This window comes from Chroococcidiopsis sp. SAG 2025 (genome assembly GCF_032860985.1).
In the GTDB taxonomy this organism is placed as follows: domain Bacteria; phylum Cyanobacteriota; class Cyanobacteriia; order Cyanobacteriales; family Chroococcidiopsidaceae; genus Chroococcidiopsis.
In genome coordinates, this window is the sequence record NZ_JAOCNC010000001.1 from 741,191 (window position 1) to 765,753 (window position 24,563).

A 24,563-nucleotide genomic window follows, 5' to 3' on the forward strand; every position below is an offset into this window, starting at 1 on the left:
AAAGGGGGCGATCGAACAATACAATTGGAGATCCCCCAACCCCCTTAAAAAGGGGGCTTTTTTTTGGAAATCTCCCAACCCCCTTATGAAGGGGGGCTTTCTTTTTCCTCTTTTGACGAGGGCTTTATTTCTCGCTTTAAAAAGGGGACTTTTCCCCCACTACGGTTCAGTTAAGGCTCAAAGTGTTGTAAATTAAGCATTGTTCCCAAGAATGGAAAGTGAGTGTAGTGCATCTGAAGGATTTCTCATTGTTGTCTCCTACGATACAAAGTAGTGATGTGTTCAAAGCGATAGAGGCAGCCATCCCATCCACGGAGATCGAGCAAGCGATCGCTAAAACTAAAGTTTGTGAACAACGTAAACGCTCGTTACCAGCACAATTGGTAATTTGTTTGGTAATTGCGATGAGTCTGTGGTCACGAGATTCGATGAGAGATGTGCTGAAAAACTTAATTGATGGGCTGAGCGAAGCATGGGTGAAAGTGGGGAAATACTGGCGAGTTTTTTGTAAATCAGCAATAACGCAAGCCCGACAACGATTAAGTCCAAGGGTGATGAGTCAATTGTTCCATCAACTGGTGCGACCAATGGCTAGCACCGATACCAAAGGAGCATTTCTCAATGGATTGCGAATTGTGGTAATTGATCGGACTTGCTTCGATCTGCCAGACAGCGATGAAAATGCGAGAGTTTTTGGTCGTCCGAGCAGCCGTCCTGGCACACAAGCCGCATTTCCCAAACTGCGATTAGTCATTTTGGTAGAAGCAGGAACACATTTAATCTTTGATGCATTGATGTGTCCATATCGAATAGGAGAACGAGTGCGGGCATTAAGATTATTACGCTCCGTGAGTTCAGGGATGTTGTTGATGTGGGACAGAGGGTTACATTCTTATGCAATGGTGCAAGCAACTGTCACAACTGGTAGCGATTATTTAGGAAGAATTCCCGCAAATGTCAAGTTTTTGTGCGAAGAACCACTGGCGGATGGTTCTTATCTGAGTTGGATTTATCCACCTGCTAAATTCCGCTCAAAAGCTTGCCAGCCCATACAAGTCCGAGTGATTGAATACACAATTGGTAATACCGACAACCCAGAGGAACAACTAAGATATCGCTTAATTACCAGCTTATTGGAATTGGAGAAATTTCCGGCTCAACTACTGGCGATTGAATATCATCAACGCTGGGAAGTAGAAAATACTATTGATGAACTCAAAGTACATTTATCAGGACGAAAAACTCATATTCGCTCTCAAAAACCGCGTGAAGTTGTGCAGGAAGTTTACGGGTGGTTGTTAGGACACTGGGCTGTGCGGTTATTGATGTTTCAAGCTGCAAAGAGCGCGGGTATCACTCCTTTGCGTCTGAGTTTCACTGGGACATTGCGAGTTATTCGTCGTGCTATCCCGAAATTTCAACGCTTGCAATCACAAGAACTCCCCTTTTTTTAAGTTGGTTAACTGTAGAGATTTTAGACACTCTGTTACCTGAACGAGTTTCTCGTACCAATCCCAGAGTTGTAAAAAAACCTGTATCCAAGTTTCGCTCAAAAAAGCCAAGACATCGAGCCACCCCCTCCGAACCAATCCTCCTATTTTCTTTATCCTCAGCACAGCGTAGCCTTAAATGAACCGTATTGGAATATAAGCGCGATCGCGGCATATTGGAATACATTCACTCACATTTAGAGCTGTCGCCAGTTCGAGATCGCGACTGAATCCTCTAGAAATTAACTCTTTTCCCGAACTACATTGGCTTAAGGCTGATGCGAGATCGGCGCGAAACGTTTGAAATATTACCATAGCTGCTTTTGCTTCTGGAGAGGGTTTGCCCTGTAAATAGCTGAGAATCGCGCCAGCACCGATCGCGTCTTCTAAGCTGGGGCGCAAACTCCCATCTTCCCACCTTTCCCCAGCTGGAATCACGGCAATTTGCGTACCGCAGCTTTGAGCAAACTCAGCGATCGCCTGACAGTTACGCAAACAACCAGATACAGTTAGTGTGTTTCCTGTCTGCAAGCTCAGAGTTGCACCATTAGGTGAAGGTAAGACCAATCTCGTCCCCGCAGGAATCCGATCTAGGGATGAAGGAGAAAGAGAGTATCCCGTGGTAGCGGTGCGCTGACGACTTGCTAAAGTTGCATTGACAGACTGAGCATAGGCGATCGCTGTATCATCTTGCCAGCGATAAGGAAATACGATCGCTCCTCGATTCGTAGCAATTTCTACGCAAGTGGAGAAAGATAAAACATCCACAATCACAACTACATGACTAATTGGAGCCAGTTGCATCACGCCACTAATTCCCCATTCACAGCGCAGATCGAACTCCAATTGGTTGAAAATCATGAGAAAGGGAGCAGGGAGCAGAGGGAGCAGAGGGAGCAGAGGAGCAGAGGGACAGAGGAGAATAATGACAAATGACAAATGACAAATGACAAATGACCAGCTACCTTGTGAAATAGGACAGTAAGTGTAGCAAAATGCAATTACCAGAATCTAGTCGGTGGCAATTTACCCCAGATTTGAATATCTGCCGCGTACTCAATGGCATGTGGCAAGTATCGGGGGCGCATGGAGTAATCCAGCCAAAACAAGCGATCGCTACTATGTTCGATTATATGGATGCTGGTTTCACTACTTGGGATTTAGCAGATCATTACGGTCCTGCTGAAGACTTCATCGGTGAGTTTCGCCGTCAAGCGATCGCCACGCGGGGTAAAGAGGCATTATCTAATCTACAAGCATTTACCAAATGGGTTCCTAGACCAGCAAAGATGACGCGGCGAGTCGTCGAGCAAAATATCGATCGCTCCCTAGCTCGAATGGGAGTAGAGACGCTAGACTTGCTACAATTCCACTGGTGGGAATACAGAGATAAAAACTACATAGATGCATTAACTTATCTAGCAGAACTCCAGCAAGAAGGGAAAATCAGGCACTTAGCACTTACGAATTTTGACACGGAACGGTTAAAAATCATCTCAGAAGCAGGCATTAAGATTGTTTCCAACCAAGTACAATTTTCATTGGTCGATCGCCGCCCTTTAATGAAGATGATTCCGTTTTGTCAAGAGCATAATATTCAACTTCTAGCTTACGGTACGCTCTGCGGCGGATTGCTATCAGAGAAATACTTAGAACAACCAGAACCGCGAGGGACGGCGTTAAACACGGCTTCCCTGCGAAAATATAAAAACATGGTAGATGCATGGGGTGGTTGGAATCTGTTCCAAGAGCTTTTAGCTGTTTTAAAACAAAGAGCGGCTAAGCACGATGTCAGCATTGCTAATGTTGCAGTCCGTTACATTCTCGATCGCCCGACGGTAGCAGGGGCGATCGTTGGCACGCGGTTAGGGATATCGGAACACGTCGCAGATAATGCTAGGGTGTTTGCACTTACTTTAGATGCAGATGATACGGGTCAAATTGAAGCTGTATTGGCGCGATCGCGAGATCTGTTGCGGTTAATCGGCGATTGCGGCGACGAGTACCGACGTTAATTAGGGAGTGGGGAGTTGTAGGGGCGGGTTCACCGATAGACTTCGTGACTAACAGACATTTCAGATAAACCCGCCCCGTACAGAAGTAGAGGAGTAAAGCAATGACAGACGTACAAGCTGAGGTTTTGGCAGTCAATGAAAATTTTTACCGTGCTTTTGAGAAGAAAAATCTAGAAGCTATGAGTCAAGTTTGGTCGCAGGGAACTGCCAGCCACTGCATTCATCCTGGGCGTAACGCCTTGCGCGGTTGGAAGCAAATTCGCGACTCTTGGGAAGTCATTTTCAAAAATACCAAATATTTAGAAATTGAAGTCGAAATTATTAATACAGAAGTTCGCGATACGACTGCTTATATCGTGTTATTTGAGCGCGTGCTACAAGCTAGTAGTAACAAAACCATCAAGGCTGAATCAATCGCCACAAATATCTTCGAGAAGATGGCTGGCAAGTGGTATTTAATACACCATCATGGCAGTCCTTTAGTTAGATAGAGTTTCAGGTATTTATCCCAGCGCTTAGCAAACAAACGAAATACGTTTTTCAGTGTAAAATGCAATAATTCATACCAAGTTCAATAGGTAACTATCAGCAAAATTCCCGATCTACGAGCATGAGGTCAAATATTGCGATCGCCGCGATCGCTCAATAAATGTTTCAATATTGCAATTTCTAGTCGTAAATAATAGTTCCTGATATAGTAAATTTTTTATAAAGATTTAGGGTAACTGGAATTCAAGTCTGGACGCAGAGTTATTGTTGGATTAAATTGTGTATATACCTCAAATGGAAAGTAGTTTGAGAAACGAAATACCTGGGGAAGACTAGATCGAGTGAAAACATCCAATCGTCAAATAGGTGTTTCGTTTCTTTTAGTTATTGATACAAATTAATAGTTACTGGTCATTAACCGTTTGCAATAAGTAGCGTGCGGGGAGAACTCGGAATTCGGAATTCATTGCGACTGCCAGCATAGCAACTTGCGACTTGGTAATTGCTCCTCAACCCAAAATAGAACTCTATACTGGGAGAAGGAATGGCAATCGAGGGTAGTATATGATTCCAAATCCTGCGATCGTGCAAGCTGTGGAACAATTGGGTTATCGCGTCACGGTGGGAGACGTAGCAGCTCAGATCGGGTTAGATGTCGGTCAAGCTCAACAAGGATTACTTGCTCTAGCTAGTGATGTCGGCGGACACATACAGGTAGCTAACTCTGGTGAGATCGCCTACCAGTTTCCGCAGAATTTGCGGGGAGTTTTACGCAACAAATACTGGCGGTTGCGTTTGCAAGAGTGGTGGCAAAAAATTTGGAAAGTCCTGTTTTACCTGATTCGGATTTCTTTTGGCATTGTTTTGCTCGTTTCAATCGTGCTAGTCTTCCTGACGATCGCAATTATTGTTACAGCGACAAATCGGGATGGAGACGATCGCGGCGATCGTGGCGGTGGTGGGTTCTACATGCCTTACTTTTGGATCGGTCCCGATTGGTTTTGGGTATTCTATCCAGATTACGACACCCGCTATCGACAACGGAGACAGGAAACCAGCAACTTGAATTTTTTAGAGGCGATATTCTCGTTTCTCTTTGGTGATGGTAATCCCAATATCGATCTAGAAGATAAACGCTTCTCGCTTATTGCCGCTACAATCCGCAACAATCGAGGTGCGGTAACGGCAGAACAAATCGCTCCCTACCTAGACGACTTAGGCGAGGGATATGCCCAAGAGTACGAAGATTATATGCTGCCCGTACTAACCCGATTTAACGGTCAACCACTGGTTAGTCCAGAAGGACATCTCGTTTACCATTTTCCAGAGTTGCAAGTTAGCGCCACTCAGCGACAATCTCGACGTGTACCAGCATTTTTGCAAGAGTTACCCTATCGTTTCAGTGCAGCTAGCTCTGGGCAAATTATGCTCGGTATTGGCTTGGGCGCGTTGAATTTTGTTGGGTTGCTAGTATTGGGTAATCTACTCGCAGATGGGTTAGCAGCAGCTCAGCTCGGTGGACTGGTTGCCTTCGTGCAGGGAGTTTATGGGTTGCTACTTGCATACGGCGTAGGTTTTTTGCTTCTACCTCTGGTAAGATATTTTTGGGTGCAATGGCGCAATCGTAAAATTAGCGATCGGAATCAGAGACGGCAAGCAAGAGCAAATCTGCTAGCTAGCTCCGATTTAGTCTTACAGCAAAAAATTGCTTATGCAAGTCAGTTTGCCGCTCAATCTACGATTACTAAAGACGATGTAGTCTACTCGACTGATAGCGATTTATTAGAACAAGAAAGCCAAAATTCGGCGCAAATCGATGCTGATTGGCAACGTCGTTTATCTGGCTCTCCCTAGCTCCGATTTCATGCCATCTATAGCTATCAATTTATGGATGAACACTCTTTTGCGAAAAATTTTTATCATAAAATAATAATCGATGTATAAGAATTGCAGATAAGGTATTTACAACAACATTATTCAAGGTAGTATTGAATACGACATCTATCTATTAAATTTTGTCATAAAGTTATAGCGCGCTCATGTCACTTCCTGAGTCCACAGAATCTAGTGTCAAATTACAGCAATATTGGCTGTTACTCAAACGACATTACTTACCACTATCAATCGTGTTTGGAGTAGTTGTCGCACTGACAGGTATAAGCCTAGCATTGCAAAAGCCAATATATGAAGCAGAAGGAAAGTTACTATTTAGAAAAAATAGCCCTAGTTCTTCCTATTTACCTGAAGTGAGTAAGGGTATAGGTGAATTGCAGCCATTACAAGAGCAAAATAATCCTGTAGATACAGAAGCGGAAATTATCCGTTCTCTGCCTATTATAAAAAAAACGATTACGCGGTTGGAGTTGAAGGATGAATCGGGTAAAACTCTTAAACCCGAACAATTTCTCAAAAAACTAGACGTGACAGACGTGAAAAAAACGGACGTGTTGCAAATTGTTTATAGGGATGCAGATCCAAACAAAGCTGCAACAGTAGTCAATACTTTAATGGGTATTTATTTAGAAAATAACTTACTTGCTAATCGCTCTGAAGCCGTTTCTGCGAGAGAGTTTGTGCAAAAACAGTTGCCTAGGGCAGAAACGAGTTTGCGTCAAAGCGAGTCAGAGTTACGTCAATTTCAAGAACAGAATAAAGTTGTCGATCTAAATGAAGAAAAAAGAGCGGCAGTAGCAATTATTGCCGATATGCAACGCCAAGCTGCGAATGCTAATGCTGGTTTGGCAGATGCAAAAGCTCAATCTGAACTGCTGAAACAGCAATTAGGAGAAACTTTAAATAGCGCCGGAGCGGTAACTAGTGTAAGTCAATTTCCAGCCGTTCAAGGTATTTTGAAAGAAATCCAACAAATAGAATCGCAGCTTGCGGTGGAACAGAGCCGCTTTCAGGCAGATTTTCCTAATGTCGTCTCCCTCAAGCAAAAGAAAGCAAGTTTAGAGCAGTTACTCAAACAACGCTTAAAACAAGTGGTAGGAGAACAAAAACTTCTTAGAGGAAATAGTTTACAAAATAGCGAATTCGATCAAAAACTGACAGAAGAGTTTGTGAGGGCAGAAGCAAGACGTTTGGGTTTGTCTAGCCAAATAACAGCAATCTCAAACGTGCAGTCTTCTTATAGAGAAAGGCTCGATCGGTTACCTCAGTTAGAACAATTGCAGCGGGCGTTAGAACGAAAAATTCAAACAGCTCAATCTACCTATTTATTACTACAGCAAAAATTACAAGAAATTCGGATTGCGGAAAATCAGAATATAGGCAATGCTCGCGTCATTTCAGCAGCCATACCGCCAGAAGAAGCGGTTGCTCCCCGCAAAATGTTGTACCTGGTGACGGGAATTATGCTGGGTGGAATGTTAGCAGCTGCTACTGCTTTGATATTAGAAAAACTAGATAAATCGCTCAGAAGCGTTGAGGAAGCTAGAAAAATATTTGGCTATACCTTACTGGGTATAATTCCAGCCTTGAAAAAATCTGAGAACATTTTCTTGCGCGATCGCTCCTTAGAAAGAGCTACACCAGAAATTTTAGTGCAAGAGTCACTGCGATCGCCTTTCAGCCAAGCATATCGAATGCTGCAAGCTAATTTGAAATTTCTGAATTCTGATAAACAGCTTAAAGCAATTGTCGTTACGAGTTCCGTCCCTAAAGAAGGAAAATCAACAGTTGCGGCAAATTTAGCTGTTACTATCGCTCAAATGGGGCGTAAGGTATTGTTAGTTGATGCAGATATGTATCGCCCCTTGCAGCATGAAATCTGGGAATTACCAAATCACTTGGGTTTAAGTAATATCATTGTGGGTCAGACCGAACCAAAAACAGCGATCAAAAAGATTACGGCTAATCTTCACATCCTAACTTCTGGAGTGATTCCACCAAATCCAATGGCGTTACTGGATTCTCCAAGGATGGCATCTCTAATTACTGTTTTTTCAGCCAATTACGACTACACAATTATTGATACTCCTGCTTTAAATGCGGCTGCTGATGCGGCAATCTTAGGTAAAATGACCGATGGAGTTTTATTAGTTGTTCGACCTGGTGTGGTAGATACTGCTGCTGCTATCCGTGCTAAAGAATTTCTAGAAAAGTCAGGGCAGCATGTCCTCGGTCAGGTAGTGAATGGATATAATTCCGATAGCGAACAATATAGTTACTATTATCTTTCTAGCCAGTCGGAAGAAGATGATAATGTAGCATTAGCGGAAAGTCACTCTCCGATCACTATCAGTAAAAAGAGGTGAGATTTTTCTGGTTCGAGTAGATTTATAGCAACTCAGTTTGTTTTGATGCCAACAGAGCAAATTTTAGCGATCGCCCCCACGACTCGCTCTAAATCCTCGTTGGTTAAATTAGAGCCAGAGGGAAGGCACAGACCGCAAGCAAACAGATCCTCTGCGACTTCACCTCCAATCGTCTCGTACTGGGCAAAAGCAGGTTGGAGGTGGAGTGGTTTCCAAACTGGGCGAGTCTCAATGTGCTGCTGAGCTAGGATTTTACGAACTTGTTCTCTATCTGTACCGAAAATATGAGGATTAATTGTCATACAGCTCAACCAGCGCGTAGCGCGACCGTAACTCGCTTCTGGCATAAATAAGATTCCTGGCAATTTGCCCAAAGCTTGCCGATAAACTTCAAAGTTACGCCTTCTAGCTTGTACCCGTTGCTCTAGTACTTGCAGTTGACCTCGACCAATTCCTGCTAAAACATTGCTCAGCCGATAGTTGTAGCCAATCTCTGAGTGTTGGTAGTGGGGCGCTGGATCGCGTGCTTGAGTGGAGAGGAATCTGGCTTTGATGACAATTTCTGGATCGTCGGAAACCAGCATTCCACCTCCAGATGTCGTAATGATTTTATTGCCATTGAACGAAAAAATGCCAATCTTACCGAAACTACCAGGCGATCGCCTCTTGTAGGTTGATCCTAGAGATTCAGCTGCATCTTCAATCAACGGCACTTCGTAGCGGTTGCAAGCTTCTAAAATCGGGTCAAGATCGGCACTTTGACCGTATAGGTGGACGACAACTACGGCTTTGGGTAATTTACCTAACCGCGCCCGTTTGTCCAACGCTTCTTGTAACAATTCGGGGTTCATGTTCCATGACGTGCGATCGCTGTCAATGAAGACAGGTTTTCCACCTAAATAAACGATGGGGTTGGCTGAAGCCGCAAAAGTGAGTGTCGAGCAAAATACCTCGTCTCCAGACTCCACTCCAACCAACTGCAAGGCTAAGTGTAAAGCTGCCGTGCCAGATACTACAGCAGCAGCATGATTGACACCGATTACATGACAAAATTCTTGTTCAAAAGCTTCTAAATGGGGACCAACGGGGGCAATCCAGTTAGTATCAAAGGCTTCCTTGACATACTCAATCTCTTCCCCGCTCATATGAGGAATAGAAAGAAGGATCGGTTTAATCATTCTAATAGTAATATTACTATTTGTTGCAAAAAATATTATTCCATTTTAACAATAAAGTTATTTTATCGCTATACTTAACTTCTCGTATTATTTGTTGTGTTAGTATCGATATGTATAATATTAAACCGATTCAAATGTTGGCTTTTTTACACTGCTAAGAGCCTGCTATCATTTACACTGCTATTACGTTTAGTTCAATCTAGAGCCTAGACTTTTTTTTCAGATAGTCTTATTTATTCGTTGTCAACAGAGAATTTTAGTCACGCTAAATCTTGAACTTGCATTTGAAAAAGCAGTTCCATTTGACTAATTTACGTCTTAGCTTCAACGATTAAGTTCAAACAAATACAAACTTTATTTCGTACAAACAAAATATAGTCCACCTGCTAAAGATTGTCTTGCTAATTCTTCTACGCTTGTACACATACTATCTCCTTCAATTTGGGCAGAAGAACCAACAGCAGTGACTTCAAAACCAACAGTTCTCAATAGTCGTTCTACTTCTTGTGGTCTATACCAATACACATAGGGTTCGCAATCTAGTAAAGCAGAAAAATTCCACTTTCCTCCTAATTTAAGCCAAGGTAGATACTGAAGAGAAAGGCTTTTACCCTGTAAGCTACGCAAAATACGTAAATAGACTAAATACGGTTTGTAGATTAAAGTCTGCGCTCTCACTTCAAAGCAAAGAAATGAAAATAGTGCTGTACCACCTGGTTTTAGAATACGATATGCCTCTTCAAAAGCTTTTAGCTTTGCTTGGTCTCCATCTATAGAGCTGATGATTTGTTGGAGATATAAGATCTGGGCAAAGCTATCATCGACATAACTTAGTTTGGTGGCATCTTCTACTTCAAAAGTAATTTCGCTTGAAGGCTCTTTTTGCTTTGCTTGCTCAATAAACTCAGGTACATAATCGTAACCTACGAGAGAAGTAAAGCCCATCTTTCTCATCTCTAGTAAAATTCTACCTCCTGCTGTCCCTGCTTCTACTGTCTTTAAATGTTTATCTAAGTAGTTATCAATTAAATACTTTTCTTCAACTTTTAGACCTTTTCCATATGCCCAAGTATTAAATTCTTCAGTAGATTGATAAATTTTCTTATTGTCGAGCATAAATAAATCTCTCCTTTCGATTTTTTTAAATTTGAGAGGAACGATACGCTGGAAAGAAACTTGTCTTAAGTAGTTGTTCGGATTCAACATTCAGTTTCTTCGCTTGTAGCTCTACTAAATATTGATACTTATCTGCATCTGCGATCGAACGCAATGTCAAAAAATTATGCTTCAGTTTAGAAAAACCCGCTTTAAAGTGGTGTAGGCTATCTTTGGTACCTCCAACACCACCCCCTAGTTGAAAAATTTTGTTACCTCGTTCTTTAGCCCAGAACCGCACGCGATCGAATAAGAGTTTGCTGGGAGATTGTTTGAGAAACTCAGTTTTAGTTCCTCCTAAATGATATTGCACTATCCCACAAATTTCTGTGAAGATGCCAGCACAAACAATTTGGCTATCGAATTCTACAATACCAAGGTGAATGTTTTCATGTAGATTAGCTAGCTCGGTAAAATAATCATAGCCAAAATAATACATTTGCTTCGCAGTTACGCGATTCATTGTTTCTTCATAGATAGAAATAAAGTCTTTTATGTAATCTTCGTACCTTACTATCTTAGCGGTAAATCCAGCACGCCTACAGCGATTGATATGAGTGCGATGTTCAGAACGAGTTTGCTGCCAAATTTCTGCTTCAGAAAGCATGAGATTTATAGATACAGTCTCTCCAGTTATTTGACAAATTTGGGGAGGTAAGATTTGTTCAAAGCCTTGATTAAGTATGGGATGTAGACGAAAAAATGCCGAACAGATGTTTTTCGATCGCAACACCTTCGCCAAATAAGATACGGCTAAATTTAAAAATTTTCCTTGTCCAAATGCTGCATCACTCAGCAAAATCCCAGGATAACCGTAGGGAGAGATCGCATCAAATATTTCTTCATGGTATGGAGCATTTTCATATAAGTCTTGACAACTACGTATTAAGTAAGGAATCAAAAATATCTTGTCCTCTTGAGTAATTAAAATTGCTTCTGGAGTAGTTTGAGTTCTAATTGCCTCAAGCTTGAGATATTCTGGTAAATGATAAATATCATGTCTGAGTTTTTGTAATGTCTGAGACCATAATGGGTCATGTGGCTTGATAACCTGGAGATCGAGCATGAGTTTTTGAACTGTGCTTTAACTATAAGAACGATAGGCAGGAAAAAAGTCTGAGCTAAGTAGTGCTTCAGCTTGAGTATCTAAGACTTTCGCTCGTAAATTGACTAGGTGATAGTATTTTTCTTCGTTTGTAATCAGTTTTAAAGTCAGAAAATCGTGTCTCTGCCTGGAAAACCCTGACTTGAAAGTATAGAGGCTGTCTGTAGTCGAACCTCCCACTCCGCCTCCTATATGTAGAAATTCATTCCCACGCTCTTTAGCCCAAAGGCGCACGTAATGTAAGAGAAAATTAAAAGGGGATTGGTGTAAATATTTGGTTTTCGTTCCTCCCAAATGAGCTTGAACAATACCACAACATTCAAAAAATAAGCTAGTACATGCGATTTCGTTATTGACTTCTACGATACCTAAATGAATGTTCTCTCCTAGTGACAATAAATCCTCAAAGTAATCGCGGCTAAAGTAATAAAATTGCCTAGCATTGACTCGATTCATTGTCTCTTCGTAAATAGCAATAAATTCGTCAATATATTGCCTAAACTCGACCATTCTACCAGTGAAACCTAGTCGCTTGCACTTATTAATAGTGCTTTGATGTCCTTTTCTTGTGTGCGCCCAAATTTCCGATTCAGAGAGAGTAAGATTTACGGATACAGTTTTTCCACTATCAGTTAAATATTCTGAGGAAAAAATCTCCTTGAAACGATCGCTCAAAAGGGGATGCAATCGCAAAAAAGCCGAACATACGTTGTTTTTCTGCAAAAAGTACTTCAACTCATGCAGAGCAAAATCTACAAACTTTGGCGTATTTGCCGCTACTTCACTCAACAAAATGCCCGGATAGCCATAGGGAGAGACAATATCAAAGCATTCTTCTTCGAGCAATTCTTGTGGTATTACATCATGACACTGACGTAGTAAATAAGGTACGAAGAAAATTTTATCACTATCAGTAACCAAAAAAGCATTAGCCATTGTTTCAGTTCTGTTTGACTCAATGCCGATGTACTTAGGTAGATGATAAACATCATGGTGGAGCTGTTGCAGAACTTTATGCCACAAGGGGTCTTGTGGGTCGATGATTTGAATGTTCATCTATAATACATAAAATTACTATTTTTCTAGGCTGAAGAAAGCTGACACATAGTTGCAAAGCTGTTTAACTACCTTCTTCTACCCACAACAGCGGAAAAATTGTCGGATCGCTGTAATCTGGATCGCCATTTAGCAGTGAACGACACAAACTGTCGTAACCGATATAAATTTGTTTTCCTTCCCGATTCCAGACAGGTTGGTAGCGATTGGCACCATCTTGCATATGTACTGCCATCGCCAGACGAGGCGAATTGCTATAGTTAGGGTAGCTGCCATGAATTGTCCAACAGTTATGAAAACTGACTTGACCCTTTTTTAAGGTCATTGGTACTTTACGAATTTGTCTTTCTTGTTGGCGAAACTTTTGTTCCAGAGCTTCTATATTCTGAGCGTAGAAATTCTTGAGATCCTGTTTGTCCTCCCATTTGTGGCTGCCGTCGATAACCACAAGAGGTCCGAGCAGCTCGTTGCAGTCCTGAAAAGGAATCCACGCAGTTAATAAATTGTTTGAACTACAGGTAGACCAATAAGCCTTATCAGCGTGCCAGCCAACAACTCCATTGTTATTGTTCCTAGTCGTTGGCATCTTACAAAGGAGCGAATCGGCAAATAGCCGAATTTGTTTTGCTCTTGCTAAACGGGCAGCGATCGCCGCTATTATAGGATAAAAACCAAGTTGCTGTAGTTGCTGATTTTGTAGGGAGACAAACTCATTGTTGCGGAGAATACTTGTATCTCCTGGCTGCCAATCAGAGTATCCCACATTTATCAGCAGTTGAGTATCTCGTTCGCCACGATAGTACCGTTCGCTACCTAAAATTGCGTTGTCAATTAGTTCGTCTGGAAGTATCTGCTGGGACACATACCAACCGTGTTCTTCATAAAAAGCGATTTCTGCTTCGGTAGGCAGTAATGCTACTTGATCCTCTGATAAATACCGAGTAATAGTTTCCAATATCTTCTCCTTTTTATTTTGTTTTATCTATCTGAATTAGCAAGTTTTATTTCTAGAATTTTTAAGAATCTTCAGCGATCTCATAATTTTTGGCAGAGTCATTTGTAGGTTTAACACAATTTAATTTTCGCGCTTGAGGAGATTTTGAAAATCCAAGTAGTGTCTCCATCATTTGCTCTATGTCATCAGATGTATAACGCTGATCTGCTGGAATTGTCAAAATTCGCTTTGATAATTCTATGGCTAAAATATCGTTTGATGAAATCTGTTTTTTCGGTTGCTGCCAATGAATTGCTGGAAAAATTTGATGCTCGATCGAGTAATTACGCAAAGCATCTCGCATTTCTCGATCTTTGCAAACTATAATAATATTGAACGGTACTGCTCCCGCACTCCATGAAGTAAAAAGAGGCATCCAACCGCTAACTGTTGCTGGAATTAAATCTATAAATTGTCTGATATTTGCTTCTCTCTGCTGTCGAAATTTGGCAATATTTAAGTGACTTAAAATAGTTGACGTAAACGTAGAAATAGCACAGTGAGTTTCATTACCTAGTTCTACTTGACTTTCTACATCTAGTCTTCGATATACATCTTTAGAAATGTTTATCCCGCTCAGATAAGCTTTTTTAAGTAACATAGCAGTCAACCGTTTGTAAGCTCCTAATGATTCCGAGCTAGAAGCTGTTGGTAACTGCATTGCTCGTGGGGACCAAATGATCGCACCATCAGGAATTGGCAAAGTTTTGCGTAGAGATGCCATTGCATAGTGAGCTATGCTTTGCTGCGCCCACAAAGAGAAGGGATCGTGGCTGTGATCTTCAATTAAAATGATATCGTTTTGCTGCACTAACCAATCTTGCCAAACTTTTGCTTCTCTAATACCAAATGTATTTACCGCCAGGACTAGATCGCCAGATGATGGATTGAGAGAACTGAAATTAGGACGGCTTTCCGTTGGTAAGTCCTGATACCAACATATGTCGAAGACTCTTTCTAGCTTGGCAACAACTTCCATGCAGTAGAATGACGGTACATGCAACCTTAAACGTTCGGTCTGAGTTTTTTGGATAACATTTGATAGAGATAATAAAGCGGCAGTTCCCGTAGAAAATAATTCATAGCGATTGGGCAGTAATTCATGAGACGTAGATTGCAATAATACGAGTTCCGACCAATCAAATTCTGAACCTATTTCCCATCTTGCTCTCATAGGTTTACCACAGCATAACTATTTTTATTGTCTTTTTGAATTTAGAAAAACACAACATTCGCTCGGCGTTAGTTTGAGTATTCGTTCGTGCTACCTTTAAACTCCTCTCCTGTAGCGTGTCCTGCTTGACTGATATTTTCTTGTTGTAAGACTTTCCAAGCTGTGAGTACCAGAATCTTTAAATCAAGCCAAAAACTCCAACGATCGACGTACCAGACATCCAGTCTAAATTTCTCTTCCCAATTGCCGTCCAGAGCACGACGACCGTTAACCTGCGCCCATCCTGTAATTCCAGGTTTGACTTCATGACGGCGAGCTTGTTCTGGAGTGTAGCGATCGAGATATTTGACTAATAGAGGGCGGGGTCCGACAAAACTCATGTCGCCTTTGAGCACGTTCCACAGTTGGGGTAATTCGTCAAGACTAGTGCGCCGGAGGAATTGACCAAAAGGAGTGAGGCGCTGTTCGTCAGGAAGTAAATTTCCTTGTGCGTCTTGCTCGTCGGTCATGGTACGAAACTTGTAAAAGTTGAAAATCTTTCCTGCTTTACCTGGACGGGGTTGAGTGAAAATAACTGGAGAACCCATGCGAAAGTGAATGGCGATCGCAACACCAATAACAATGGGAGACAATATTATCAGCGCGATCGCGGCAACAAAGCGATCGAGCACAGATTTAACTAATCGGCTTAACTGCTTGAGCCTGCGCATAAATAACAGCAGATTTACTTGAGTAGACGAAATAAATAATTAGGTATGATTTCCTCTGTCCGAACTGTAACAGAGTTTTTCTTATATTACAGTTTTTTAAGTAAAAAATAGTACTCTGTTACCTGATGGATTGTGCTATCGCCGTAAATGACGGGACTCAGTATGAACGCGATTTTGGTTACTGGAGCCACTGGCTTTGTTGCTAGCCATTTGCTACCCAGACTGCTGCAAGAGAAATTGCAGATTGTGGCAGCTGTACGAAACGATTCTGCCCGACTGCCAGCCAACGTTACAGCCGTAAAAGTTGGTAATATTGACGGCAATACTGATTGGCATTCGGCTTTAAAGGGTATAGATATAGTCGTTCACCTAGCAGCACGCGCCCATATTCTTCAAGATAAAGCGTCCGATCCAGAAGCAGAGTTTTTGCGTGTCAATACCGAGGGAACGGTCAATCTCGTCAAGCAATCGATCGCCGCAGGGGTGAAGCGGTTCGTATTCGTAAGTTCGATTGGAGCAATAACCTCAAGTAGCGATCGCCCCCTCACGGAAAGTTCGCCCTGTCAACCAGATACGCCCTACGGTCGCAGCAAACTGCAAGCAGAACAAGCCCTAGTACAGCTTGCTAGTCAAAGTGCTATGACTTGGACAATTTTACGTCCGCCTCTAGTTTATGGTGCGGGAAATCCTGGTAATATGGAACGGTTAATTAAACTCGTTCAAACAGGTTTACCACTGCCATTTGGTGCAGTTAAAAATCGTCGCAGTTTAATTTATGTGGGAAATTTAGTAGATGCGATCGCCTCTACCCTGAACCATCCCCAAGCAGCAAATCAAACATTTTTAGTCAGCGATGGAGAGGATCTTTCCACACCAGAATTAATTCAAAAAATTGCCGTCAACTTAAAGCACCCATGTAACATGCTGTCAGTTCCTCCAAGTTGGTTGCAACTGGGAGGAAAATTAGGCGATACCGTACAGAATGTTAGTAAAAAACAATTGCCTCTCAACACATCGACTATCGATCGCCTACTAGGAAGTTTAGCAATTGATAGTAGCTACATTCAGAGGACTCTGAACTGGCAACCCCCCTTTACGGTTGATGCAGGTTTAGCACAAATGCTGCGATCGCCAATTTGATACATAGCAAATATGCTTTAATTGTTATTTTTCACTGAGTATGACTACCATGCCTTCGATCGTGTTGTCGGTCTTCAGCTTTGGAATTAGTTTCCTGACCGTGAATTTGATTAGACAGCGCTTTCGGCAGAGCTTACTAGATATTCCGAACGAGCGCAGCTCTCACACCCAGCCTACTCCCCGTGGTGGCGGCTTAGGATTTATTATTGCCTTCGCCATTACGAGTGCGATTGCTATGGGAAATAACTATGTTCATCTATTTGCAGACGTACCATTAAATCTTAATTTAGCGATTGTCTGGTTAATACTGATTCCGCTTGCCACTATTGGGTTTATTGACGATCGCAGTAACGTTCCCGCAGGCATTCGTTATTTGGTTCAGTTGGCTGTTGCTGGAGTTGCAGTGACTTATTTTGGTGCTTTTCCTCAACCTTGGCTGTCGCAGTTTGGAGTTGTCGGTAGTGTTGTAGCAATTGTTCTAACTGCAATTGGCATGACAGCGATCGTCAACTTCTACAACTTTATGGATGGGTTGGACGGAATTGTGGCTGGAACGAGTGCAATTGAGTTGGGTTTCTTTGCTTTTTACCTACATCAGCCCCTATTGTGGTTTCTAGTAGCAGCGCTCGTAGGCTTTCTGTGGTGGAACTGGTCGCCAGCCAAGATTTTTATGGGCGATGCCGGTAGTACCGTTTTAGGTGCTACAGTGGCGATCGCTTTACTCAATGCTGGCGATAGCGCAGTGCAGGCTTGGTCAGCCTTGGTTGTGACTCTCCCACTGATAGGAGATGCAATTTACACGATCGTGCGTCGCCTCTTAAAGCGAGAAAATATTTTTCAAGCACATCGCAGTCATTTGTATCAAAGACTACAGCAATCTGGTTGGTCGCATGGGCGAGTTGCCGCTACGTATATCGGAATAACCCTCGCGATCGCCTTAGTTGTGAGCTTTTATGGCTTCAAGGGTGCGATCGTGAGCGCAATCGGTACGGTAGCGGCGGGATTAGGCGGCGAAATCTATTTGCGATCGCGCGTTATCAAGCAGGAGTCTTAACTTCGATAAATTTTTGCCCTAATGCTTCAGCATACAGTTGTTCGTACATTTGGATGATTTTTTGCAGCTCGTATTCATTCATCCGTTCTTTACCTCGTTGACCCATGAGCTTAATTTCTTCGGGGCGATCGAGTATTCGAGCCATAGCTTCAGTCAATCCCTTTACATCCCCAACCTTGACCAAAAGACCGCAGCCTTCTGCGAGTAGATCTTGGATACCGCGAATTTTCGTGCCGATCGCCGGAGTTTCCAGACACAATGACTCCATAATGCTCCTTGGTAGCCCTTCCCGCTCAGAAGCAAGTACGGTAGCTACTGAGGCACGAATCAGAACAGGAATATCATGACGATAACCCAAAAAGTGAATTTGCTCGGCGATACCCAATTGGAATGCTAGTTGCTGTAATTTTGCCTGCTGCGGTCCAGTTCCAGCCAATGCTAAGTGTACGTCAGACCGTCCTAGCTGTGCCAATGCTTGCAAAATGTCTTGATGTCGCTTACCAGGGTTCAGTTCAGCGATTGATAGAAAAAGTGGTGCATTCGGTGCTAAGCCTAACTCCTGGCGTACCATTTGGATTTCAACATCACTAACAGATTTGGAACTGTAGCGATCGCAATCTACTCCAATTCCTGGAGTATAGCGGAGTCGCTCGTCAGGAACAATCTGATATCGCTTGGCGGCTGTTTCATCCTCTCGGTTGATAACTATTAAGTAGTCTGTCCAGGCTCCAGCCAGCTTCTCTAGAGTGAGAAAAGCAGCGTTTTTTAACAGCTTCCCACCGCGATAAAAGTGAAAACCATGAGCGGTGTAAATCACCTTCGGCTGATCCCGCTTTCTTAATTGCTTGAGAGCATATCGAGTCACAAAAGCCGCTACTGGTGTATGTACGTGAACTATATCGTATTTTTCTTGCTCTACCACTTGTCGAATTTGTTGCGGAGCAACCATGAGATTTTGAAGTTGAAGAGGGTTGCGCGACCATTCTACTTCCCAGACGCGATCGAAAGCTTCCAAGCAATTCGTATTATTTGAGATGCCTTGTGCCATTGCATCCACTTGCCAACCTTTAGTGCGGAAGTGATGAACAAAAGGGAAGAGGAAAGCATCAATCGTAGCTGGTACAGTGGTAACGATTAATAATTTATTCATACTGAAGTCATCTACAATTTGTCAGTAACTTGAATAGATTTTTGTTAAAAAAGCTTCAATATAGACTTTAATACTGAATTGAGTTACTAAGAACTTGACTGTAATAACTCTTGTAAACCCTTGTGAGTACTCGTTAAGGGAGTCCATCCCAAATTTTGCAACGCCGTGTTGTCGGCAAGGCTGTGGCGAATATCTCCAGGGCGAACCTCTTGATGTATTGGTATCAAGTGTTGTCCGCTCAAATCGTTAATTGCTTGGACAATTTCCAATAAGTTTGTTGCTATCCCTCGTCCTACGTTAAAAGTTCTTCCTGAGGCTTTTGGGTGTTGCATCACTAGCAAGTTGGCACGAACCACGTCAGAAACATGAACGAAATCTCGGCTTTGAAGTCCATCTCCGTATATTGTTGGAGCAATGCCTTGAAGCATTTTATTACAGAATATAGAGATCGCTCCTGAGTATGGGCTGGATGGGTCTTGACGAGAACCAAAAACATTAAAGTAACGCAGACTGACAAACTCTAGACCAAAAGTTCGAGCATAAACCTGTCCCATGACTTCTGATGCCAGTTTATCTGCACCATAAGGAGTAATAGGACAAGCTTGCATTGACTCGTTTTTTGGCAAAGTTGGTTCGTCACCGTATACCGCAGCACTTCCTGCAAAAATTGCACGGCGCACGCCATGTTTGCGAGCTGCTTCTAAAACATTAAGGGTTCCGCCATAATTCACTTTTCCCGTTCCTACTGGATCTTCAACGCTTTTAGGAACGCTAACAACAGCCGCTTCGTGAAATACATACTCACATCCTTCCACAGCTGCATTAACTGCTGAAAAGTCCGTGACATCACCTACGCAAACCTCAAAATTGTTTGAGTTAATAGAGTTAAGATTTTCGCGTTTACCAGTTGAAAGATTATCAAGAATCCTAACTTTATAACCTTCTTTAACCAGAGCTTCCACAATGTGGGAGCCGATGAAACCACACCCACCAGTTACTAGGATAGACTTAGCGATCACGCTCATCAGTTTTCCTGTTTTCTCTACATGCAAACATTAAGTTAATCTTGTTACAGCTACGAAGTGAGGCAGCGCTACTCTAAGATGCCCAAAGTTATATTGTTTAGTTCCACTCCCAACTTAGGAGTTCAGGTAGTAGAAGCAGTAAACTTAGTTTGCGTTAGTTGTCTCCAGCCATGCTTGGAAAACAAGTACATTCCACAAATAGTATTGCCAGTTGCGATCGCCCGAAAGATGCTCCTTCCACTTGCGCTCGATCGCTTGCGGTTGGAAAAATCCTTCTTGCTGGAGTCGATTTCGATCTAGCAGTGCTTCTGCCCAATCTCGCAGAGAACCGCGCAGCCAGCAATCGACTGGAACGCCAAACCCCATTTTGGGGCGGTTAATTAAGTCTTTGGGGACATATTGATACAGAAGTTGACGTAACAGGAATTTACCTTGACTGTTACGAATTTTCATTGCTAGCGGCAAGCGCCAAGCGAATTCTACCACCCGATGATCTAACAATGGTACGCGAGCTTCCAAACTTACACCCATACTGGCTCGGTCTACTTTGACCAGAATATCATCTGGTAGATAGGTGATGGTGTCCAGGTACATCATGCGCTGCATTAGGCTGGGTAACTTTGCCCAGTTTTGGCGATCGCTCAGAATTGTCAAGGGTTCAGAACCTTCCACTACCAAAGCTTCTGGTGCTTGCCATAGAGAAATTAACCTGGCGTACATGGTTTCGGCATCGGGAACTGCTACGATTTCTGCCAACTTATGTAATTTATCGCCAAGGTTGGTTTGCTGAAGTTGAATTGGCAGTAAGGGACTCAATCTAGCAAAACCGCGATTCCAAGTTTGGGATGACATGCTAGTTATCGCACGGGCAGCAAAGGAACGCCAACTTGATGGCATCCAGCCTATTTTCTGCCAAAGATGGCGCGTCCAGAAATAGCGGCTGTATCCAGCAAACAGTTCATCGCCTCCATCACCAGAGAGACTTACTGTTACGTGGGTTTTAGTTAGCTGAGCCAGCAAAAAGGTGGGTATTTGAGAGACATCGGCAAACGGTTCATCGTAGAAAATTGGTAGTTGAGGGATGACAGCAAGAGCTTCTGCTGGGGTAACATAAAGTTCTGTATGTTCTGTGCCTAGATATTGCGCCACAGCTTTAGCATGCTGGGCTTCGTTGTAAGCATCTTCATAAAAGCCAATAGTAAACGTTTTCACTGGTAGGCTGCTTTGAGCCTGCATTAGAGCTACCACTGTGGATGAATCAATCCCACCTGATAAGAAAGCCCCCAGCGGTACATCTGCAACCATGCGTAGCTTGACCGAGTTTCGTAATAACGTGTCTAACTGCGCCAAAGCTTCTGGTTCAGACAAAGTTAAGGGTTTGGTAACGCCTAATTCTGCAACTGCCTTTGCCGACCAGTAGGGTACTGGAACTGGACGATTATCTTTGCCATTCCAAGTGAGAACTGTTCCTGGTGGTAGCTTGTAGATGCCTTGATAAATTGAATAAGGTGCGGGTACATAGCTATGCTGGAGAAATAAAGTCAAAGCATTTCGGTCGATTTGCGTTTGGAAGCGAGGATGGGCTTTGAAGGCTTTTAATTCAGAGCCAAACAAAAAAGTCTTGCCCATCCAACCGTAATACAGTGGTTTTTCTCCCAGGCGATCGCGCCCCAAGTGCAAAACACGCTCTCGCCGATCCCATAAAGCAAAGGCAAACATGCCATTAAATCGCTCGATTGCTTGAACCAGTTCCCACTGGCTAAAGCTTGCCAGCATCACCTCAGTATCGGAATGCCCGCGAAAGCAATGTCCGAGTGATTCCAACTCCAAGCGTAGTTCTAAAAAATTATAGATTTCGCCGTTAAACACGAGCGCGTAGCGACCGTCCGCAGACACCATTGGCTGATTTCCTTCAGGGGAGAGATCGACAATCGCCAGGCGTTGATGCCCCAAGGCAATTCCCACCGACTCATCTACCCAGTTTCCGCTATCATCTGGTCCTCGATGTAACAGCGTCTTTGACATCTGCTGCACAATAGTACGTAATCGATCGCTGCTGGCTTGTCCAGTTGTCTCCCAAAAACCGTTGATGCCGCACATTTAGGTGCTAACCTCTGATTGTAGTTTTTTCGTCAGCAAACTTTCATATAATGTCTCGTACTGAACTACGACAGAGTTTAAAGAAAAGTTTTCCACAATTCTCGTTCTTGCCGCTGTTCCCAGGGTTTGTCTGGCCTCAGCCCCTATTTCAATTAACTCTTCCCAAGCACGAGCTAATGCTTGTGCATTCTGTGGAGGTACTATCCGTCCAGTATCACCTACTATCCAAGCTGAATCTCCTACGTCTGTAACTGCACAAGATACCCCACAGGACATTGCTTCGCCGACAACGTTGGCAAAACCTTCACCGTGAGCCGAAGCAGAAGTTGCAATATCTAAAGCAGCAGTCAGACGAGATATGTCGCGGCGCTCCCCAAGTAAATGAACTCGATTCGCTAGTTTTAGATCGTGAATTTGTTTGCACAAAGTTTGATTTCTCTCATCAATTTCCCTGCCAGACATGACAAATTGTATATGAGGATATTTTTTACTTAAAGAAGCAGCAGCTTGGACAAAGTTCGCATGATCTTTCATCGGGTGATAGCGACCAACTATACCAATTAATAGCGCGTCACTACCTACTTGTAGCTCCTCTCTGACACTAATACGAGCTTCTACAGAAGGTACAAAAATTTCTGGATCGAAACCGTTAGGAATAACTAGTGTTTTAGCTTTTTGATAACCTATTTTTTCGTGTTGAATAGCTCCTGTTTTAGTGTTATACAAAATTTTTTTAGGCAGCCAAGACAGTTGAGCTAGTAATTTAATCACGGCTGCCGTTCCTAGCTTTTCGTGCTTTAGCGAATAAAGAGACTGACGGACATTCCAAAGTATCGGTACAGATCTCAGCGTGGAAGCAGCATACAATTGTGCTGCTAAGTTACCATGGTACATCCATCCTTGAACTAGATTGGGTTGAATTTGCCGTACTTGGCGAATAAATTGCCATACTGGTTTCGCTTGAGGGTTGCCTGGTTCTATGCCAATAGTATGAACTGGAATGTCTAAAGCCGCGATGCGATCGCCCAATGTGCCTCGATCCATGAGAGAAATCACAACTGGACTAAAGCGATCTCGATTCATTTTAGACAGGAGCTTATAAAGCATCATTTCAGCACCACCAGTATACAGCCCAGTGATAATGTTCAGAACGACAATCCGATCGGACGCATTCATAGAGGTAAACCAGTTTTTATTTGTCGAGTTTGTGAAAACAAAGAATGTACCTCTGATATTTTATTTACTATGGACTTGGCGATCGCTGTGACGAGCAATAGATACGTTACTAACTACAAATACCAAAAATACAGCTGATAGTAAATACCAAAAGTAACCCTTTAAAAATACTCGCGGGTCTCCATACATCTGAAAGTCCATCAAAGCTTGTGCTGTAAGAACGTAAAGAAATGGCATCCAATATATCTTGTCATAGTGCCTATCCAAAACATTTTGTAAATAGCGGCTAATCCATCCATATGTAAAGGCAACAATAACTAGTCCAAACCATGACAAACTATAAATACCAAAAGCTAGAAATCCAGGCGGGATCTCAAATTCATTCGAGCCAACAATATACCGAGTGTTGTAATCAGACACTGTTTCTGGCTTCTCAAAAGGTATCAGTTTTTCTGGAATGAAAGAGATAAAGCCATAAATCCAATCGCTAAATAATCGCAAATCGTACAGTTTCTCGAAAGATATATCTAAAGAAAGAACTGGAGCAGCAAAGTTACCCATCAATGTATAAAGATTAAACTGGCTACTTGATTCATCAACGCTGTCTGAGTACTCTAAAGAATCTGTAAATTTCTGTACCACAGCTTCGTACCCATCTGGCAATCCAGTGAGACTAAAGAAAATGTGTTTTCCATAGAAAAGAAATATAGCTGCGAGGCAAATAATCGGCAGGCTAATCAACAAATTAGACTTTTTCTTATTTTGTAGATAGAAAACTAAGAAAAATGCCAGAAAATAGTTTAAAAATAATCCACGTCCAGATGACAAGAAAGCAGCCAACAATGAAACGAGCAGTGATATAGAGAAGATTATATAAAGAAATATTCGATCTTTTTTTCTTATTTTTAATAAAAATTAAAGAACATAGTAAGTAAGATGCAAGAAATGCAAAATACATAAAATGTTTAGCAAAAACCAAGCTACCACTTTCTACTAAGTTCGATCTGATTAGAATAGTACTTGATAAAGCATTCACAAGACCGCCGTATTGCAAGCTGTATATGCAGATTGCTAGGCAAGACATTATCACTAACGCAATAGCATACATCGTTTCATTTTTCTCGTTACTCCTGCTAATAATAATATTTCTTCCAGATTGAATAGCCGAACTTGAGTAAAAGCCAAATAAAACAGCAATATATCCAATAAATATTGCTATAAGAGTTTGTATGCTACCTTTGTAAATCGTAGCCGTAAAACTTATTTCCGAGCTTTGGTTGCCAAAGTTAGCGT

20 protein-coding genes are annotated in these 24,563 nt (G+C 42.4%); 7 read left to right on the plus strand and 13 right to left on the minus strand.

The window, feature by feature from the left end; all coding sequences use genetic code 11:
* The first annotated feature begins 317 nt into the window (after nt 1–317).
* Nucleotides 318–1,454 (plus strand): IS4 family transposase, encoded by a 1,137-nt coding sequence (locus N4J56_RS03630; protein ID WP_410500401.1) that lies wholly within the window; start codon nt 318–320, stop codon nt 1,452–1,454.
* Between the two features lie 171 nt (nt 1,455–1,625).
* Here N4J56_RS03630 and N4J56_RS03635 read toward each other — a convergent pair whose 3' ends face one another.
* A complete protein-coding gene (locus N4J56_RS03635) occupies nt 1,626–2,351 on the minus strand; it encodes a 2-phosphosulfolactate phosphatase (protein ID WP_317105191.1) in 726 nt (241 codons plus the stop codon).
* 134 nt (nt 2,352–2,485) lie between these two features.
* Between N4J56_RS03635 and N4J56_RS03640 the strand changes: the two genes are divergently transcribed.
* The 4 genes from N4J56_RS03640 to N4J56_RS03655 all read left to right on the plus strand — a co-directional run bounded on the left by N4J56_RS03640 (nt 2,486) and on the right by N4J56_RS03655 (nt 8,253).
* Nucleotides 2,486–3,505, plus strand: coding sequence for an aldo/keto reductase (locus N4J56_RS03640; RefSeq protein WP_317105192.1), 1,020 nt, complete (start codon nt 2,486–2,488; stop codon nt 3,503–3,505).
* A gap of 101 nt (nt 3,506–3,606) precedes the next feature.
* The gene (locus N4J56_RS03645) at nt 3,607–3,996 is read left to right on the plus strand and encodes a nuclear transport factor 2 family protein (RefSeq protein ID WP_317105193.1); all 390 of its coding nucleotides are present in this window, start codon (nt 3,607–3,609) and stop codon (nt 3,994–3,996) included.
* 562 nt (nt 3,997–4,558) lie between these two features.
* Nucleotides 4,559–5,848, plus strand: coding sequence for a hypothetical protein (locus N4J56_RS03650; RefSeq protein WP_317105194.1), 1,290 nt, complete (start codon nt 4,559–4,561; stop codon nt 5,846–5,848).
* Nucleotides 5,849–6,033: 185 nt separating this feature from the next.
* On the plus strand, nt 6,034–8,253 hold the full coding sequence (locus N4J56_RS03655) for a polysaccharide biosynthesis tyrosine autokinase (protein ID WP_317105195.1): 2,220 nt from the start codon (nt 6,034–6,036) through the stop codon (nt 8,251–8,253).
* A gap of 32 nt (nt 8,254–8,285) precedes the next feature.
* On the opposite strand, the gene N4J56_RS03660 is transcribed toward N4J56_RS03655, so the two are convergent.
* The 7 genes from N4J56_RS03660 to N4J56_RS03690 all read right to left on the minus strand — a co-directional run bounded on the left by N4J56_RS03660 (nt 8,286) and on the right by N4J56_RS03690 (nt 15,625).
* Complete coding sequence (locus tag N4J56_RS03660) at nt 8,286–9,431, minus strand: DegT/DnrJ/EryC1/StrS family aminotransferase (RefSeq protein ID WP_317105196.1); 1,146 nt, start codon at nt 9,429–9,431, stop codon at nt 8,286–8,288.
* A 354-nt stretch (nt 9,432–9,785) separates the two neighbouring features.
* Nucleotides 9,786–10,547, minus strand: a complete 762-nt coding sequence (locus tag N4J56_RS03665) for a class I SAM-dependent methyltransferase (RefSeq protein ID WP_317105197.1) — start codon at nt 10,545–10,547, stop codon at nt 9,786–9,788.
* A gap of 25 nt (nt 10,548–10,572) precedes the next feature.
* Nucleotides 10,573–11,652 (minus strand): GNAT family N-acetyltransferase, encoded by a 1,080-nt coding sequence (locus N4J56_RS03670; RefSeq protein WP_317105198.1) that lies wholly within the window; start codon nt 11,650–11,652, stop codon nt 10,573–10,575.
* 18 nt (nt 11,653–11,670) lie between these two features.
* Nucleotides 11,671–12,747, minus strand: coding sequence for a GNAT family N-acetyltransferase (locus N4J56_RS03675; protein WP_317105199.1), 1,077 nt, complete (start codon nt 12,745–12,747; stop codon nt 11,671–11,673).
* 64 nt (nt 12,748–12,811) lie between these two features.
* Nucleotides 12,812–13,702 carry a phytanoyl-CoA dioxygenase family protein gene (locus tag N4J56_RS03680; RefSeq protein WP_317105200.1) on the minus strand — a complete coding sequence of 297 codons (891 nt, stop codon included), beginning with the start codon at nt 13,700–13,702 and terminating at the stop codon, nt 12,812–12,814.
* A 61-nt stretch (nt 13,703–13,763) separates the two neighbouring features.
* Nucleotides 13,764–14,915, minus strand: a complete 1,152-nt coding sequence (locus N4J56_RS03685) for a hypothetical protein (protein WP_317105201.1) — start codon at nt 14,913–14,915, stop codon at nt 13,764–13,766.
* 68 nt (nt 14,916–14,983) lie between these two features.
* Nucleotides 14,984–15,625, minus strand: a complete 642-nt coding sequence (locus tag N4J56_RS03690; RefSeq protein WP_410500296.1) for a sugar transferase — start codon at nt 15,623–15,625, stop codon at nt 14,984–14,986.
* Between the two features lie 162 nt (nt 15,626–15,787).
* Here N4J56_RS03690 and N4J56_RS03695 point away from each other — a divergent pair, with 162 nt between their 5' ends.
* The gene (locus tag N4J56_RS03695; protein WP_317105203.1) at nt 15,788–16,765 is read left to right on the plus strand and encodes an NAD-dependent epimerase/dehydratase family protein; all 978 of its coding nucleotides are present in this window, start codon (nt 15,788–15,790) and stop codon (nt 16,763–16,765) included.
* Nucleotides 16,766–16,805: 40 nt separating this feature from the next.
* The gene (locus N4J56_RS03700) at nt 16,806–17,819 is read left to right on the plus strand and encodes a glycosyltransferase family 4 protein (RefSeq protein WP_317105204.1); all 1,014 of its coding nucleotides are present in this window, start codon (nt 16,806–16,808) and stop codon (nt 17,817–17,819) included.
* Here N4J56_RS03700 and N4J56_RS03705 read toward each other — a convergent pair.
* From N4J56_RS03705 to N4J56_RS03725, 5 genes are all read right to left on the minus strand, one after another.
* On the minus strand, nt 17,803–18,969 hold the full coding sequence (locus N4J56_RS03705) for a glycosyltransferase family 4 protein (RefSeq protein WP_317105205.1): 1,167 nt from the start codon (nt 18,967–18,969) through the stop codon (nt 17,803–17,805). The two genes, N4J56_RS03700 and N4J56_RS03705, sit on opposite strands and share 17 nt — an antisense overlap.
* Nucleotides 18,970–19,055: 86 nt before the next feature.
* Nucleotides 19,056–19,994, minus strand: a complete 939-nt coding sequence (locus N4J56_RS03710; RefSeq protein ID WP_317105206.1) for an SDR family NAD(P)-dependent oxidoreductase — start codon at nt 19,992–19,994, stop codon at nt 19,056–19,058.
* Nucleotides 19,995–20,138: 144 nt separating this feature from the next.
* Nucleotides 20,139–22,094 (minus strand): asparagine synthase (glutamine-hydrolyzing), encoded by a 1,956-nt coding sequence (gene asnB, locus N4J56_RS03715; RefSeq protein WP_317105207.1) that lies wholly within the window; start codon nt 22,092–22,094, stop codon nt 20,139–20,141.
* Nucleotides 22,095–23,270, minus strand: a complete 1,176-nt coding sequence (locus tag N4J56_RS03720) for a glycosyltransferase family 4 protein (RefSeq protein WP_317105208.1) — start codon at nt 23,268–23,270, stop codon at nt 22,095–22,097.
* A 60-nt stretch (nt 23,271–23,330) separates the two neighbouring features.
* On the minus strand, nt 23,331–24,098 hold the full coding sequence (locus N4J56_RS03725; RefSeq protein WP_317105209.1) for a hypothetical protein: 768 nt from the start codon (nt 24,096–24,098) through the stop codon (nt 23,331–23,333).
* Between the last annotated feature and the right edge of the window lie 465 nt (nt 24,099–24,563).

Bases quoted from the DNA above. Each gene is read 5' to 3' on its own strand.
- N4J56_RS03635 (WP_317105191.1), bottom strand. From the start codon at position 2,351: ATGATTTTCAACCAATTGGAGTTCGATCTGCGCTGTGAATGGGGAATT.
- N4J56_RS03640 (WP_317105192.1), top strand. From the start codon at position 2,486: ATGCAATTACCAGAATCTAGTCGGTGGCAATTTACCCCAGATTTGAAT.
- N4J56_RS03645 (WP_317105193.1), top strand. From the start codon at position 3,607: ATGACAGACGTACAAGCTGAGGTTTTGGCAGTCAATGAAAATTTTTAC.
- N4J56_RS03650 (WP_317105194.1), top strand. From the start codon at position 4,559: ATGATTCCAAATCCTGCGATCGTGCAAGCTGTGGAACAATTGGGTTAT.
- N4J56_RS03655 (WP_317105195.1), top strand. From the start codon at position 6,034: ATGTCACTTCCTGAGTCCACAGAATCTAGTGTCAAATTACAGCAATAT.
- N4J56_RS03660 (WP_317105196.1), bottom strand. From the start codon at position 9,431: ATGATTAAACCGATCCTTCTTTCTATTCCTCATATGAGCGGGGAAGAG.
- N4J56_RS03665 (WP_317105197.1), bottom strand. From the start codon at position 10,547: ATGCTCGACAATAAGAAAATTTATCAATCTACTGAAGAATTTAATACT.
- N4J56_RS03670 (WP_317105198.1), bottom strand. From the start codon at position 11,652: ATGCTCGATCTCCAGGTTATCAAGCCACATGACCCATTATGGTCTCAG.
- N4J56_RS03675 (WP_317105199.1), bottom strand. From the start codon at position 12,747: ATGAACATTCAAATCATCGACCCACAAGACCCCTTGTGGCATAAAGTT.
- N4J56_RS03685 (WP_317105201.1), bottom strand. From the start codon at position 14,915: ATGAGAGCAAGATGGGAAATAGGTTCAGAATTTGATTGGTCGGAACTC.
- N4J56_RS03690 (WP_410500296.1), bottom strand. From the start codon at position 15,625: ATGCGCAGGCTCAAGCAGTTAAGCCGATTAGTTAAATCTGTGCTCGAT.
- N4J56_RS03695 (WP_317105203.1), top strand. From the start codon at position 15,788: ATGAACGCGATTTTGGTTACTGGAGCCACTGGCTTTGTTGCTAGCCAT.
- N4J56_RS03700 (WP_317105204.1), top strand. From the start codon at position 16,806: ATGACTACCATGCCTTCGATCGTGTTGTCGGTCTTCAGCTTTGGAATT.
- N4J56_RS03705 (WP_317105205.1), bottom strand. From the start codon at position 18,969: ATGAATAAATTATTAATCGTTACCACTGTACCAGCTACGATTGATGCT.
- N4J56_RS03710 (WP_317105206.1), bottom strand. From the start codon at position 19,994: ATGAGCGTGATCGCTAAGTCTATCCTAGTAACTGGTGGGTGTGGTTTC.
- asnB (WP_317105207.1), bottom strand. From the start codon at position 22,094: ATGTGCGGCATCAACGGTTTTTGGGAGACAACTGGACAAGCCAGCAGC.
- N4J56_RS03720 (WP_317105208.1), bottom strand. From the start codon at position 23,270: ATGAATGCGTCCGATCGGATTGTCGTTCTGAACATTATCACTGGGCTG.